17 protein-coding genes are annotated in these 14,614 nt (G+C 63.2%); 1 reads left to right on the top strand and 16 read right to left on the bottom strand.

Translation table 11 applies throughout. From position 1 onward, the window contains the following. Positions 1-357: 357 nt before the first annotated feature. The 16 genes from CXY73_RS22745 to CXY73_RS08850 form a co-directional block, all read right to left on the bottom strand. Entirely contained in the window at positions 358-681 is a 324-nt protein-coding gene (locus CXY73_RS22745) for a VOC family protein (RefSeq protein ID WP_233198235.1), read from the bottom strand. A gap of 30 nt (positions 682-711) precedes the next feature. Further along, entirely contained in the window at positions 712-1,074 is a 363-nt protein-coding gene (locus tag CXY73_RS22740; RefSeq protein WP_233198234.1) for a VOC family protein, read from the bottom strand. A 41-nt stretch (positions 1,075-1,115) separates the two neighbouring features. Beyond that, entirely contained in the window at positions 1,116-1,571 is a 456-nt protein-coding gene (locus CXY73_RS21530; RefSeq protein WP_146071703.1) for a hypothetical protein, read from the bottom strand. A gap of 14 nt (positions 1,572-1,585) precedes the next feature. Next, entirely contained in the window at positions 1,586-2,395 is an 810-nt protein-coding gene (locus tag CXY73_RS08910; RefSeq protein WP_158254078.1) for an ABC transporter permease, read from the bottom strand. Then, positions 2,395-3,186, bottom strand: a complete 792-nt coding sequence (locus CXY73_RS08905; protein WP_104177501.1) for an ABC transporter ATP-binding protein — start codon at positions 3,184-3,186, stop codon at positions 2,395-2,397. Before CXY73_RS08905 ends, CXY73_RS08910 begins: the two co-directional genes overlap by 1 nt. After that, entirely contained in the window at positions 3,183-4,274 is a 1,092-nt protein-coding gene (locus CXY73_RS08900; protein WP_158254077.1) for an ABC transporter substrate-binding protein, read from the bottom strand. The genes CXY73_RS08905 and CXY73_RS08900 overlap by 4 nt, the downstream gene beginning before the upstream one ends. Positions 4,275-4,376: 102 nt before the next feature. Then, a complete protein-coding gene (locus tag CXY73_RS08895; protein WP_104177499.1) occupies positions 4,377-4,982 on the bottom strand; it encodes a helix-turn-helix domain-containing protein in 606 nt (201 codons plus the stop codon). A 99-nt stretch (positions 4,983-5,081) separates the two neighbouring features. Further along, positions 5,082-5,309 carry a hypothetical protein gene (locus CXY73_RS08890; protein WP_104177498.1) on the bottom strand — a complete coding sequence of 76 codons (228 nt, stop codon included), beginning with the start codon at positions 5,307-5,309 and terminating at the stop codon, positions 5,082-5,084. After that, entirely contained in the window at positions 5,306-5,638 is a 333-nt protein-coding gene (gene fdxA, locus CXY73_RS08885; RefSeq protein ID WP_104177497.1) for a ferredoxin, read from the bottom strand. The genes CXY73_RS08890 and fdxA overlap by 4 nt, the downstream gene beginning before the upstream one ends. A gap of 1 nt (position 5,639) precedes the next feature. Further along, the gene (locus CXY73_RS08880) at positions 5,640-7,073 is read right to left on the bottom strand and encodes an aldehyde dehydrogenase family protein (RefSeq protein ID WP_104177496.1); all 1,434 of its coding nucleotides are present in this window, start codon (positions 7,071-7,073) and stop codon (positions 5,640-5,642) included. A gap of 26 nt (positions 7,074-7,099) precedes the next feature. Beyond that, positions 7,100-7,873 (bottom strand): SDR family oxidoreductase, encoded by a 774-nt coding sequence (locus CXY73_RS08875; RefSeq protein ID WP_104177495.1) that lies wholly within the window; start codon positions 7,871-7,873, stop codon positions 7,100-7,102. Then, on the bottom strand, positions 7,873-8,799 hold the full coding sequence (locus CXY73_RS08870) for a dihydrodipicolinate synthase family protein (RefSeq protein ID WP_104177494.1): 927 nt from the start codon (positions 8,797-8,799) through the stop codon (positions 7,873-7,875). The genes CXY73_RS08875 and CXY73_RS08870 overlap by 1 nt, the downstream gene beginning before the upstream one ends. After that, positions 8,796-9,596 (bottom strand): enoyl-CoA hydratase-related protein, encoded by an 801-nt coding sequence (locus CXY73_RS08865; RefSeq protein ID WP_104177493.1) that lies wholly within the window; start codon positions 9,594-9,596, stop codon positions 8,796-8,798. Before CXY73_RS08865 ends, CXY73_RS08870 begins: the two co-directional genes overlap by 4 nt. Then, entirely contained in the window at positions 9,593-10,786 is a 1,194-nt protein-coding gene (locus tag CXY73_RS08860; protein WP_104177492.1) for a CaiB/BaiF CoA-transferase family protein, read from the bottom strand. The genes CXY73_RS08865 and CXY73_RS08860 overlap by 4 nt, the downstream gene beginning before the upstream one ends. Beyond that, the gene (locus CXY73_RS08855) at positions 10,783-12,147 is read right to left on the bottom strand and encodes an FAD-dependent oxidoreductase (RefSeq protein ID WP_104177491.1); all 1,365 of its coding nucleotides are present in this window, start codon (positions 12,145-12,147) and stop codon (positions 10,783-10,785) included. Before CXY73_RS08855 ends, CXY73_RS08860 begins: the two co-directional genes overlap by 4 nt. An 11-nt stretch (positions 12,148-12,158) precedes the next feature. After that, positions 12,159-13,457: an MFS transporter gene (locus CXY73_RS08850; protein ID WP_104177490.1), complete on the bottom strand. Its 1,299-nt coding sequence runs from the start codon at positions 13,455-13,457 to the stop codon at positions 12,159-12,161. A gap of 526 nt (positions 13,458-13,983) precedes the next feature. Between CXY73_RS08850 and CXY73_RS22735 the strand changes: the two genes are divergently transcribed. Then, complete coding sequence (locus tag CXY73_RS22735; RefSeq protein WP_233198243.1) at positions 13,984-14,058, top strand: hypothetical protein; 75 nt, start codon at positions 13,984-13,986, stop codon at positions 14,056-14,058. Positions 14,059-14,614: the final 556 nt, after the last annotated feature.

The raw sequence follows: 14,614 nt of genomic DNA, 5'->3' as shown, positions 1-14,614 counted from the left end.
GGACGACGCAAGCTGCGACTACAGGTGAGCGCGTGGCGCCGCGTGTCTTGTTGGGCATGTCGCCAGACTATCGATCAGGCACTCCTGTTGCACGACGACCACGGCGTCGCCCTCTCTGTCAACCTTGTATGAAGCATCGGACTGATCATGCTCCGCGCGGCCCCGCCAATCATCGCCAGCCTGCAGATGTGGACCGCGCGCCCCGACGCAACGGAGTTGCGCGCGAACCGTGAGGAAATCGAGGGGTTGATGCGGGCGCCGGCCCATGACGCGCCCGAAGAGGCGCCAGCCAGCTCTTCGAAGTGACGGCATGCCCAACGATCTGGTCGTCACCACGAACTGAACGTACGCCAAGTCTCACCATCGGGCTGTAGACATCATCTGCGTCAGCGCGACGCGCTTGTTGGAGCCGACTCTGGACGTTATCCAGGCGTGAGGGCGCAAAAACTCACTGCCTTCGATATCGGCGCGCACCACCCAAGGGTCAGCGCCCTGCCCAATGTCAGCGTCGGCTGTGCCCAAAACCCTCAGCCGGGCCACCTCTGCCGCTTGGTCGTGACCGAGATACGGTCGCAGGTCGAGACGGACGCGGGTCCACGCTGTTATGTCGGGCACGCGAATGAACTCCAGATGCGGACCGACACCCGCTGCCGACCGCAGCCTCGCCAGATCATCGGTCACCTCTTGCAGGGTCCAATCGAGCGCCTCGTTTCAGAACCGGGCCATGGCCCGAATATCCGCACAACTGACGACCACCGCAGCGATCGGCCCGGTGTCCTGGTAGATCTGTCGAGGCTCCTGCAGGCGCGCGACCAATTCCGACTGATGGGCCGCAGGGGTGGTGGCGACCTCGAGGTGTGCGCGGTACTTCAAAGTTTCTGGATCTGGGACGGAGACGACATCGACGGAGACGGCGACCGGGTTAGGCAAGACAAATCCCAGGGGTTCAACGTTGGTCACACCCGGCCCCTCACTGGACGTTCCCCAATCGAGCGCTTCTGCCCAGAACCGGCCAAAGTACTTGGTGGGCAACTGCCCGACGCGAGATGCCCGACGGGCATTGATATTACCCACAGGAACACGCCAGCGACGGGGTTATTTGGAACCTCGGGTGATTATCTCAAAATTACCGCGACTGTTGGTTGCGGCACAATCCAGTCGGTCTCGTTGGCTCGCATCCACGGAAGTGGCAGTAATTCTGCCATAGTGACCTTTGCTATTACGCCCTGAGCATCCACCAGAACGGACAAGTCAGGACCGTAGGTACTGAATAACTCCCGGCACACTCCGCAGGGATTGACGACCTGCGGAATGCCAGTGTCCGCGTTCATGCATACCGCGACCGCGCTGCTGAGGTGGGTCTCGCCGGCCATTCGAGCATTTGCTATGGCAGACGATTCTGCACAGATATTCACTCGCTTCGACCCCAGGTGCAACCCGAGGTAGATCGTCCCCGATGCTCCGCGGATCGCGGATGCGACTCGATGATTGTCGGCATGATGGGACGCGAGCAGAGTTCTAGATGCAGCGTGGTAGAGGTCAATATCGAGTGTTTCAAGAGCAGTGTTCATAGAGTGCCTACCTTCTAGCTGTCTTCCGCTGGTTTCCAGCGCACGATGAGGCGTTCCGCGGTGGCGACCACCGAGAAGAGAGAGATCGACAATACGGAGGCTGCCAGCATGACGACGTACAGCAGTGGAGTGTCGTAACTGTAGGTGGTTTGGATGATGAGGTAGCCGAGACCTTGTTGCGAGCCGATCCATTCGGCGATGATCGCGCCGATGAAGGCGCTGCCGGCCGCGATCTTGAGTGCAGAAAACAGGAATGGCAGGCACGCATAGGCGCGAATGTTGGTGAGCGTTTCGGTCTTGCTGGCGGAGAGGACCTGCATGAGTTCGATGGACTGGCGATCCGCTGATCGCAGTCCTTTGACCATGTTCACGAGAGTCGGGAAAAAGCAGACCAACGCAGCAACGGCAATCTTCGAAGTGAATCCGCTTCCCATCATTATCACGAGCACCGGGGCGATGGCAACCACCGGGATAGTGTGCGCAATGATCGCCATCGGCATCACCATGCGTTCGGCCGACCGCCAGTACATGAAGGTAACCGCCAGCAGAATTGCCACGGAGTTACCTAGCAGGAAACCCATGACCGCTTCAAAGATCGTCGGCCACATATGAGTCAGCACGAGCGGATAATTGCTTATCATCGCGCCCACCACGTCGCTCGGCGCCGGGAAAATATAGACAGGGATGGAGAACGCTGTAGTCAGTATCTGGGCGACGATCACGAGGACGACGATCCCGGCGATGGGTACGAGCCGGTGGCCACCGCGCCGACGTTTTCGGCTCGGTTCCGCTTGTCGCGTGGCGACAGGGCTAATGACGGCCATTAGCATACCTCCAGAACACGCCGCAGATGTGCGGCCACGTTTGTGAACTTCATGGAATCTCGAATGCTCAGTTCTCGAGGCTGCGGTAGATCGATCGTCACGACCTCCTGCACGCGCCCCGGGTTTGCCGCCAAAAGGATGACCTGCTCAGACAAGAACGCGGCTTCGGCGATCGAGTGTGTAACAAAGACGATCGTGGTCCGGGTGGTCCGCCAGATCCGCAGCAATTCACCGTTCAAGTGATCGCGGGTGATCTCATCCAGCGCCCCGAACGGCTCGTCCATCAGTAGAATCTTCGGCTTACAGATCAGGGCTCGCGCGATCGCGACGCGCTGGCGCATACCACCGGACAATTCATGGGGAAATGCCAGCTCCCGCCCTTCCAGTCCCACGAGCTTCAGAAGCTCGTGCGGGTCGGCGTGGTCGGTGATGCTGCCTCCCCCTCCCACCTGGAGCGGCAAAAGTATATTGTCTAAAACATTGCGCCAGGGCAGCAGCGTCGCATCCTGGAAGACAAATCCAATTTTCCGTGTGGTCCGGGCTTCGCGCGGGCTCTGGCCAAAGAGGTTGACTGTCCCCTCCGTCGGTTGTATCAGGTCGGAGATTACCCGGAGCAGGGTGGATTTTCCGCAGCCCGACGGGCCGAGCAGCGACGTGAAGCTTCCGGCCGGGAATACGGCGCTCAGCCCCTCGATCGCGGTGACCGTTGCCCGGTTGCTTTCAAAAGTCACTGTGACGTCGCTCACCCGCAGCTCGTCGATTTCGGTTACCGTCGCCGTTACAACGGTCATTGTTCGTCACTCATTTTCACCCGAGTGTCCTTGGTCTCGTCCAGGATGGTTGTATCGATGACATCGTCCAGCGCAGGAACAGCGTTCGGGAACAGGCCGAGAGATTCCCACGTATCGAGCTGTTTAGCCCACACGTCGGGGTCCATGCTGCCCCAAGGCACTCGAGTGCCTGAACTCTCAGCTTCATAGGTGTGTCCAATGGTGATACCGTCGGCAATGATCCCCGCGTCCAGCCCAGGGGCGAGCGCGGCCACAGCTGCGGCGGCTTCATCCAGATTGGCGTAGGCATATTCCCATCCCCGCGAGGTGACTTCGAGATACGTCTCAAGCGTTTCGGGCTTGTCGGCCAGAGTCGATTCGGTCGCGTAGTACACCCGGGGATACAGCTGCACGCCGGCGTCCCACAGCGCCATCTCGAAGTAGTCCTTATTGACTTCGCCGAGGGTGCGTCCGATTGAGGCCGTTGTCGCCCAACCCGTCCACACGTCAACGGCACCGGTTGTGAGCGGCGTGATCTCGGACCCCACAACCTGCACGGTCACGTCGGACGGATCAATGTCGTTAGCGGCCAGCACTGCTTGGAGCAGCACTTGGCCGGTCGCCTGGACACCGACCGTCTTGCCGATCAGATCGTGTGGTTCCGTTACGGCGTTTTCCGCAAGGGAGAAGAACGTGTACGGATGTTTCTGGAGTCCCGCAGCGAATGCCTGCACCGGGATGCCCTGCGATCGTGCCAGCATCAAACTCGGGCTGGAAGACAGCTGTCCGATGTCGCTGGCCCCGCTGGACACGAGCGCGACACCGTCCAGGCTGGGACCGCCTGCGTTGATCTTAAGGTCGATTCCCGCCTCCTCGTACCAACCCTTCGAGAGAGCAACAGCCTCACCTGCGATTCCGTCATCAATCAGCCACCCCAACTGCAGTGACAGCGGCGTCAGTTCTGCAGGAGAATCGCCGGCGGGAACGTCGGGCGCTGTTGAACTGCAGGAGGAGAGAATAAGCGAGAGGGAGGCCGCGGCGACAGCGGCGGCTACGACGCGGCGAGATAAACTCCGGCGCTGCGCGTTGGGTAAACGAATAGTAGACATGAAGCTCCTCATTGAACTTTACGGGACCGAAAATCGTCGCGGCAGGCACGCTGCCGCGAGGGAATCGATCGGAATGATGGGAAGAGCCTGGGTGGAGCGGCCTCACCGAGCGGGAGGGGTGCTCACCCAGACTGCTACGCATGACTCTTCGTAGCGGTTGACGTACCAGTGCGGCACGGTGGAGGCATAGGTGATCGAATCGCCCGCCTCCAGGATGTGACGTTCTCCGTCAAGATAAATGTCGATCTTGCCGGAAAGGATGATTCCGAATTCCTCCCCGCTGTGGCGGAAGGGCGTTTCGCTTGTGTTGTGCCCCGGGGGGCTCACAATCCACTGCGCCTCGAGGAGGCCGTTTTGATCCGGGGTCAGCAGCTCGTGGGCTGCTTCGCCCACGGACTCCCGGGTGACACCTTTCAGATTGCGCCGACCTGTGCCGCGCACGACGGGCGATGCTGGTCCCTCGTGGCCGAGGAAGAACCGGCCCACCGGGATTTCGAGGCCGTGGGCCAACTGCGCCAGCGTGATAAACGACGGGTTGGCCTTGCCACGTTCGATCTGACTCACGATCGCCGGGCTCAGCCCGGCGTCCTCGGCCAACTGCGCCAGAGTCATTCCCTTTTCCTTGCGCAGGGAATGCACCAGAGTTCCGACCGCCGCCAGCAGTCCATTCAGCGAAGCTGAGGGGACCCCCGTTTTGGTATCAGTCATCGGTACATCCTTGTCAAATGGAGAGTGAATATAAGAATATTGAAAATATCGACGTTGTCAACGCAAATATTTATTATGGTGAAAATATAACCTGAATCGTCACCTTTCTTCCATCGTTACCTCCCGGGACAAGGCGCGGAGCCGCCAGCAGTTGATGAGAATCAGACCGGCATTGAGCGCTACGCCGGGCACGGCCCCGATCAGGCTGTTGTAGCCAATCAGGACCACGCAGGCGGCAATGTTCAAGGTGTGCAGACGCCGCGCCTGCGGTTGCGCGAGTGAGACCATGATGAGGGCAGAGCCTACCCAGCCGATGGCGTCGATCAAGCTAGTCCTCCCTGATTCTGCGGAGAGAGCCCCGCGATGTATGGATGGTCCCGGCCGGTGTTCCCGAGTGGGGCGGCGCCCTGGGGCGAGCCCAATTCGCTGAAGAATTCGACGTTGGCTCGCGTGTACTTCGCCCATTCATCGGGTACGTCGTCGACGTAGAAGATGGCCTCCACGGGGCAGACCGGATCGCAGGCTCCGCAGTCGACGCACTCGTCCGGGTGGATATACAGCGACCGCTCGCCCTCATAGATGCAGTCCACCGGGCAGGCCTCGATGCAGGCCTTATCCTTAACGTCCACGCACGGCTGGGCGATGACAAATGTCATCTCACACCCCGGTGTAGACGGTCTTGCCCCAGGTGAAGAAGTCCAGCGCGGTGCGGCCTTGTTCCCGGAAAGTGTTCGTGGAGGAGTCTTTTACGCCACCGAACGGCACGTTCAGGTCCAGACCCGCCGTCGGACGGTTGATCTTGATGACGCCGGCCTGGGCGCGCTGGGCAAAATCGCTGGAGCGGGCGAGGCTGTCGGTGCAGATTCCGGCGGTGAGGCCGTAGCGCGAGTCGTTGATGGCGGCGAGGCCGGACTCGTAGTCCGGAACCTCCAGGGCAGCGATGACCGGGCCGAAGATCTCGTCGCGCACGGCGGGATCGTCGTGCGCGATATCGGTGAGCACCGTCGGGGTGAAGTATAGGCCGTTGTCGGCGGCGGCGCCGTGCAGGGCGGTCGCGCCGCGGCCGAGCGCGTCGCGAACGGCGCCCTCGTTCTGCTCCAGCTGACCGTCGCTGACCACGACGCCCATTTTGGTGGCAGCGTCGAGACCGTCGCCGGGTGCGTAGGAACCGGCCTGCGCCACGAGCTCCTCGAGGAATGCAGAGCGGATGCCCGGTGTAACGTACACCCGCGATGTCGCCGTGCACGCCTGCCCGGTGAGGGCGAAGCCGCCGGCGGCGACGACCTGGGCGGCCTTGCGGGGGTCGGCATCGTCGAGGACGAGCACGCCATTTTTGCCGCCCATTTCGAGCTGCACGCGGGCGCGACGCTCACTCATAACCTGGTGCAGGCCCAGACCGACGGCCGTGGATCCGGTGAACGACAGCCCGGCAACGCGGGTGTCGCGGGCGAGGGCGGATCCGATGATGCGTCCTTTGCCGTGTACGATGTTGAGCACTCCGGCCGGCAGGCCGGCGTCGGCCAGAGCCCGGGCGAGGTGCGTGGCCGACATCGGTGTCATTTCGGCAGGCTTGAGGATAACGGCGTTGCCGCTGATCAGCGCCGGGGCGGTCTTCCACGCAGGAATGGCGATCGGGAAGTTCCACGGCGTGATCAGGCCGACGACGCCGAGGGGCTCCCGGCGGGTGTAGATCGAGGTGTTCGGGAGTCCGCTTGGCAAGACGTCCCCGGTCGGCGCCCAGCCGAGCGATCCGAAGAAGCGCATCACGTCGATGGCGCGCGTGACCTCGCCCATCGCCTCGGCAATTGTCTTGCCCTCTTCACGCACGAGGTCTTCGGCAATAGCGCGCTTGCGCTCCTGCAGCAGCGTGCCGGCGGTGATCAGGATGGCGCCGCGGGTGGGTAGTGGCAGGGCGGCCCAGGCGGCGTGGGCCGATTCGGCGGCGACGATGGCGTCGTCGAGGGCCTCGAGGCTTGAGCTCGGCGAGACGACCGCGACCTGGCCAGGACGCGCCGGGTTCATTCTCTCGACGTCGGCTCCGCCGAGCCATTCGCCGTTGATCAAGTTCTGTGCAATTGCTGAGTTACTCATGGGGATTCCTTCGTTTGGGTCGATGTCTAGAGGCCGCGAACGAGGCCGCCGTCGCAGCGCAGGGCCACTCCGGTGATGTAGGAGGCCGGTCCACTGCACAGGAAGGCCGCCGCGGCGCCGAACTCCGCCGGGTCGCCGTAGCGACGGGCGGGAATACCGATGCGTGATTCCTGCTGGATCGCTTCAACTGTCGCGCCCCGCCGTTTTGCTGCTGCGTGATCGAGTTCGCCTACCCGGTCTGTGTCGATTCGACCGGGAAGGAGCAGATTGACCGTCACCTCGTCCAGGGCCACTTCGGCCGCCAGGGTCTTGAGGTAGCCGGCTAGCGCCGCCCGGCCGATGTTGGAGACGGCCAGGTTGGGCAGCGGGGCGACGACTCCGCTTGAGCCGAGGGCGAGGATGCGCCCCCAGCGCCGGGATCGCATGCCGGGCAACGCCCGGCTGATCAACGCGTGGTGCGGCTTGACGAGCAGGTCGAAGGCCGACGCCATGTCCTCGCTACTCAGCGCCGCGGCGGCCCCTGGCTTGGGTCCTGGGCCGTTGAGCACGAGGATGTCGATGGGGCCGAAGGCCGCGACGGTGCCGTCGAATGCTGCGTCGACACCCTCCTCGGTGCCCAGGTCTACCGCGATGCCAATCGCACTCGGCAGCGCGTCTGCAATCTCCTTGGCGCGGTCAGCCCGCCGACCGGTGATGACGACGTTCGCGCCCTCCCCGGCCAGTGCGGTGGCGACGGCGAGGCCGAGGCCACCGGTGGACGCGGCAACGAGCGCCGTCTTTCCCTGCAGTTTGAGATCCATCAGTTACTCCCGGGGTATGCTGCGGCAGCTTCGCGCAGGTGAATAAGCATCGAGGCGCGCAGGCTCTCCGGATATTCCGCGGCGGGGGGCCGCACACCGGATTCCTTGATCAAGCCCCGCTGGCGGAAGCATTCCTTGCGCAGGGCCAGGGCGATCCTGGCCTGCTGCTCGAAGTTGATCAACGGCAGCACAGGCAGGAGCGCGTCGCGCGCCGCCTCGTACCCCGAGCTCGTCCACGCCTTCACGCAGGCGATGAGTGCCTCCGGGTAGGAGAATCCCGTCATCGCGCCGGCGGCGCCGGACACCAGCTCGTCGAGCAGCCCCTGGCCTCCCAAACCGCCGAACACAGGAACATCAAGGGCCGCGCTGAGGACGGCAATGGCCACCGGTGTCGGCGGCGCCTCGGCCTTGAGCGCAGTGACGAACGCACAGGAGGAGACCACCGAGATCAGTGCCGGCGTCGGAATGCTGACTCCGCTGGCCAGAGGGTAGTCCTGCAACACGATGAACGCGCCCGTCGCCTCGTGGATGGCCTGCAGGTGGTGGGTCACGACGCGAGGGTTCGCGGAGTTGACCTGCACCATCACGGCGGCGATTCGATCGGCGGCGGCGGCCTGGGCCACCAGCACCTCCTCGATCGCCGGCTGGGTGGCCAGGGCGGAGATGCCGACGACGAGCGGGAGGGTCGTGGACTCGGTCACAATCTCGAGGACCAGTTCCCGCTCCGGGGCGGAGAGCGCGGCGGCTTCACCGAAGACTCCGAGGACAGTCAGGCCGGTCGCGCCGATGGCTTCATAGTGCTCCGCCAACATGGCGAGACTGTCGACGTCGACGTCGAACGTGCTGCCCTGGAAGGGCGTTGCGAGCACGCCCCACACACCGGGTGTGAACGACCGGCGCGCGAACGCGGTCTGCTGCCCGGTCATTTTCCGGGCCAAACGGGTCGACGCTTCTCTTGGAAGGCCAGAACGCCTTCGGCCGAGTCGCTGCTGTCGAGCGAATCCATCAGAGCGGGCAGCCGAACCCGGCGGGCGTCCTGAGCGGACAGATGCGTGGTGCGGGTCACCATCTGCTTGACCGCGCGCACGGAGGTCGGGGCGCAGGACAGGATCTGCTGAACCCAGCGGTCAACGGCTGCGTCCAGTTCAGCGCCGGGAACCACCTCGTTGACGAGGCCCAGGTCCGACATTTCGGCGGCTGGCGCCTTGCGCCCGGTCAGGAGCAGCCCCATGGCCTGAGTGTAGGGAATCTTCCGCACGAGTTGGCTGATTCCGCCGTCGAGGGCCAGCCGACCCACGCGCGGTTCGGTCAGGCCGAACTGGGCGGACTCGGCGGCTACAACGATATCGGCGCCGAGCACCATTTCCATGCCGCCACCGAGTGCGTAGCCGTTAACTCGGGCGATGACGGGGATATCCAAGGTAGTGCGCAGGCTAAGGCCGCCGAATCCGTTCGGGTCGAGGTCGGCCCAGTACTGCAGGCCGGTCTTGTCCACCGCCGCGGCGGACATGTCGGCACCCACGCAGAACGCGCGGTCCCCGGCGCCAGTCAGAACGACGACGCGAATGTCGCAGTCGTTTTCAATCTGATCCCAAATCTCGTTGAGCCGGGTGGTGGTGGTCTCGTCGACGGCATTCATCACCTGCGGACGGTTGATCGTCACGGTGGCCACGTGGTTCTCGATCTCCAGCACAACCCCGTCGCTGTGCAGCGCCGCACTCATCGCAGCACGCCCAGTTCCTGCAGCCGTGCGATGGCCGCCTCGTCGTATCCGTTTTCCTGCAGCACTTCCACGTTGTGCTCTCCGAGGCGCGGTGCGCTGCGGCGGATTGTCGGCGGCGTGGCCGACAGCCGAATAGGGGCGTTGAGCATGCGCACCTTTCCCACGGTCGGATGCTCGGCCTCGACGATCATCTGGTTCGCCGTGGTCTGTTCGTCGGCCAGCGCCTGCTCCAGGGTGTGTACCGGAGCGTTGAGCAGGCCTTCGTTCTCGAGTCGCTCGCCCCAGTATGCGGTCGTGTTGGTGGCAATTTTGTCCCTGAAGATGCTCTGGAGCGCGGGCTTGTGTTCGAACTGCTGCTCGAGCGTGACGAATTCGGGCCGCAGGCTCAGGTCCTCATCCAACTCGAGGGCAAGCGAGATGTGCCGCAGCGGGTCTTCGGTGAAGCCGCCGACCATGGTGATGGCGCCATCCATCGTCGCGTAGACGCCGCTGAGCGGCATGGCGCCCCAGTTGACCTCGTAGCCGCGGTTGAGTTGCATGCATGCCTCCTGCATCTGCATGTGCAGCATCGAGTCGTACATGGTGACCTCAACCTTTTGGCCGACACCGGATTCGTCGCGGGTGCGCAGTGCCAACAGGATCCCCTGCATCAGGTGCATGCCGGTCGTGTAGTCACACAGCGTGGTCGGGTAGACGGAGAGGGGGGAATCCGCGGATTCCCGGCGCCACATCACACCGGAGTAGGCCTGGGCGATGACGTCCTGGCCGCCCTTGTGCGCGTAGGGGCCCTCCGTGCCGAATCCGGTGCCGGAGGCCCAGATGAGGCCGGGGTTGATCTTCTTGAGTTCCTCGTAGCCGAAACCCATCCGCTCCATCACTCCGGCGCGAAAGTTGCTGACGACGACGTCCGCGTCGACCAGGAGCTGATGCAGAACCTCGCGGCCCTCCTCCTTGCGGGTGTCTATGGACAGGCTGCGCTTGTTGCGGTTGATTGCGAGGAAGATCGGGTTGTCCTGACCGTCCTTGTCCGGGAAGGAGTTGCGGGAGATGTCACCCGTGACTGGTCGTTCGATTTTGATGATGTCGGCGCCGAAGTCACCGAGCAGCTGGGTACAGCACGGCCCCATGTACACCTGGGTGAAGTCGACGATGGTGACGCCGGAAAGCGGCATCGAGGCGGGGGCGGTCATACCTGGGCCAGCGCATCCGAGTCGAGGGTGGCGTTGGCGGACGGGACGTCTCCCGGGTCGGCACCGTGCTTGTGCATTTCGCGCTGAATGTTGGCGACCGGCACGTCGCGAGCGAGCACGCCCTGGTCCACGGCGAGCGCGGCGGCCGCGCCGACGGCCTGTCCCATGGCCATGCAGGGCGGGATCTCGCGGGACATCTTCTGAGCCTCTGGCGTGGCGGAGTAATGCCGTCCGGCAACGAGCAGCTGGTCGACCTCCTTGGGCAGGAGTGACCGATAGGGGTAGTAGTAGTCGCGGCCGCGGGCTACGGAGTCCGCGAAGTGGCGCCGCGAGGTGACATCTTCCTTGGTCATGACGTATTCCCCCTGCAGGAGCCGGGTCTGGCGCACGCCCATCTGCTGGGCGACGTCGACGATGTAGATATTTTCAAAGCCAGGCAAGTTCGTCTTGACGAAGTCGACCGCCTCGGTGATGCGGTCGCGGGCGGCGAACTCGGCTTTCGTCATGTCTTCCGGATCAACACCGTCGAATCCGGTCATGTGCGGGGCGTTGCACCAGACCACGCCGGGGATCGGAGTCTTGAGCCACCACAGCTCCCACGCGCCGCCGAGCAGGCGTTTCACCTGACGGTTGATCGCGCGGGCTTCCTTGGGGTGGTCCTGCTCGTACTGTTCGGCGGCGACGGTGTCGACGCCGCCCAGGCGGAAGACGAGGGTGGTCAGGTAGCTGTCGTGGGCGTAGCTTGCCCCGGCCCGCGAGGCCACGTCAATGTCGCCCGTGGTGTCGATGACCACGTCGGCCATGAACGCCTGCGGGCCCGATTTGGTCTCGCAAATGACACCTTTCATGACGCCGTTGTCGACGATCGGCCGGGAAAACCAGGAGTGCAGGCGCAGGTTTACGCCGGCCTCGCGGACGAGGTCATTGGAGACGCGCTTCCAGCCGTCCGGGTCGAATGCGGCCGCGTAGCAGACCGGCTTCGGGTTGCTGTGTGAGTGGAAGTCGAAGAGGCCAAAGCGGCCCCACTTGTTCCAGGTGTCGGTCGCAGCGTGGCGGTCCTCTTCCGGCGGAACGACGGCCAGTCCGATGCTTTCGAGCCGGTCGACGTATTCACTGACGATACCGGTGACGGTGATCTCCGGGCCGTTGATCATGTCGTCCAGGACCAGGACCATGCCGCCGGAGGCGAGGCCGCCGAGCGCGGAGTAGCGCTCCAGCAGGGTGACACTGGCGCCGCTGCGCGCGGCGGTGACGGCGGCGGCGACGCCGGCCGGGCCGCCGCCGACCACGAGGATGTCGGAGCGGGAGATGACGGGCGCCGTGAGGTCGGTCGTATTTGTACGCAGGTCGAGAGTAGTCATATTGAGTGTCCTTACTTTCCAACGAACAGGCCGTTGGAGCGGCGGGCGAGCAGGTAGAAAATGATGCTGAGGATGGAGAGCACGGCGACGTAGACGGGGAAGACCCAGTTGAGGTCGACGGATTGCAGCCAGACGAGGAGGTAGGACGCGGTACCGCCGAAGAGAGCGACACCGATTCCGTAGCCGAGTGAGACGCCCGTTCCGCGGCAGCTCTTGGGCATGAGTGACGAGGAGACGACGTTGTAGAGCGTCATGTTCAGCACCAGCACGATCGATCCGCCGAGGAGCACCGCAGCGAAGCCGACGATGCCCGGCTCAGCGTAGAGCAGCATCAGGAAGACGGAGGGGATGGCGAGGATGCGGGTGGTCAGGAACCACTTCGACATGGCCTTGCCGTCGACAAGCCGGCCGATGACCCAACTGCCGATGACGAGGATGACGCCGAGCACGGTGGTCAGGGCGAAGACGGTGGTGGGGTCTTCCTTGAAGTTGCCGCGGGCTGCGCTGGGGAGGCCGACGTTCCAGGCGTAGTTGTAGGCCTGTGCAGCTCCGACGACGAAAATGATGGCGAGAACGCTGAGCCAGTGCTTGCGCACCTCGGTCCAGACCTTCTTCAGTGAATTCGTCGCGAGTTCCTCGGTGGTCATCGTCTCCGGGAGGGAACGGCGCAGGTAAACGACGACGAGGCCGAAGATCGCGCCGATGATGAACGGCACCCGCCAACCCCAGTCGGCCATGACCTCGCCGCCGAGGAGCAGGCTGGTGAGGAAGCTCGTCAGGGAGGCGAGCAGGATGCCGATGCTGACGTAGAACGACATCAGCCCGGCGACCATGCCTTCACGACCAATGGGAGCCAGTTCCACGGCGTGCGCGGTGGACAAGGGCGCCTCGATGCCAGTGGAGATGCCCTGCACGACGCGGCACAGCAGCAGGATGATGCCGGCCCAGGACCCGATCTGCTCGTACGTGGGCGAGACGGCGATGACCGCGGTGGTCAGCGCCATCATCGAAATCGACAAGAGCATGACCCGGCGCCGACCGATCCGGTCGGCGAGCGTACCCATGAGCACTCCGCCGAGGGGACGGAATGCGAAGCCGACCGCGAAGACCGCAAGGGCGCTCAGGGTCGCCGTGAGGGGATCCTCGGAGGGAAAGAATTTCGGGCCGATAAACGCCGAGAGGAGACCGAAAATCATCCAGTCAAACCACTCCAAGGTATTGCCGAGGCCAAGGCCGATCAGACCTCGGCGAACGTCAGGAGACAGCTGGGATCGTGTGGGTGCATCGTCTTTGACTGCAGTGGTGAGCATAGTTGCTTCCGTCTCTGACGCCACCATTGGCGCGTGAGGGTGCTGACATTCGCCGTGACGAGGTCACGTCGACTAATTCCTTTCGGTTGTTGGGGACGGCCGCTAGGGTCGGCCTCACCAGAGGGTGTTGACCCGGAGTGCTACGCATGGCTCTTCGCAGACTTTCCAGTGCGCGTTTGCGGAGAACTGCCGGAAAACCGACTCCTACAATGTTGGCAGTGCACTTGAGAACTAAGCACAACTATATTGAATAAATTGACGAAGTCAATGAATTTATTCATTATGGTGAAGAAATGCCACTCGTTGAGCAAGCACCGACGCACTCTCTGCGCACGAGAGGCGGGACTGCCCCCGGTTTGGTTGACCTCTTGATGTTGAGCGCGTCTGCCGCTCGCCTGAGGTCTCTTAGGTGGCGATGGTGTGGGCACAATTGTCGCTGGTTGCGGTCACGTAGCCTGAGCTATTCCAGGCGCGGGAGAAGTACGGAGTCAAAGTCCACCGGCGAGGCGAACGCACCACCGCGCAGATCGCTGAACTCTTCAGCGTGGCCAGGTCCACGGTCTACCGCGCGATCCAACGCGCCGGGGACATCACCGTCTAAGCGTTCGTTGTGCAGACGAGTATGGGGAACATGACACGGAGACGTGCCGATGTCGTAGTGACAAGACTCTTCGTAGCCCACAGGTCGCGAGACTGCCAGAAGTTTCGAATGGTTGTTGCGTGTCGACGCTGTTGGCTGCTGCTCGCGCGTTCGTTGCCGCCGGATGGCGGAGGCCATCGCGGTGCTGACATAGCGCATGTCAACACTCCCGTGAATTCGTTTGCCGCGTAATTTTGGGCGATATCGTCTCTGACGTAATAAGCATCCCGAAAGAGCTGTCGGCGGAGAGGGTGAGTTCCGCCAACCAGACCGGGTTCACGCTGGGCGAGCGACCGCCATGGAATTTGAAGTAGAGGGGCATGGCGGGGTGTACCCATATTGAACTGCGACCATGTCCCGTCTCAGAGGCATCTTTCCAGGACACCAGGAAGCTTTCGCCACGGCGAAGCTTGCGGACAATCACGATCTGAATGTGCCCTACGTGATGCTCCTATAGTTGTCAATTGTTTTTTTGGATGGCTTTTTGCTTGTGGAGCCAGTCCCGAAATTGGTTAGC

The sequence above is a fragment of the Cryobacterium sp. Y50 genome (genome assembly GCF_002929805.1).
Taxonomy (GTDB): domain Bacteria; phylum Actinomycetota; class Actinomycetes; order Actinomycetales; family Microbacteriaceae; genus Cryobacterium.
This window is presented reverse-complemented; position numbering and strand designations above follow the sequence as displayed.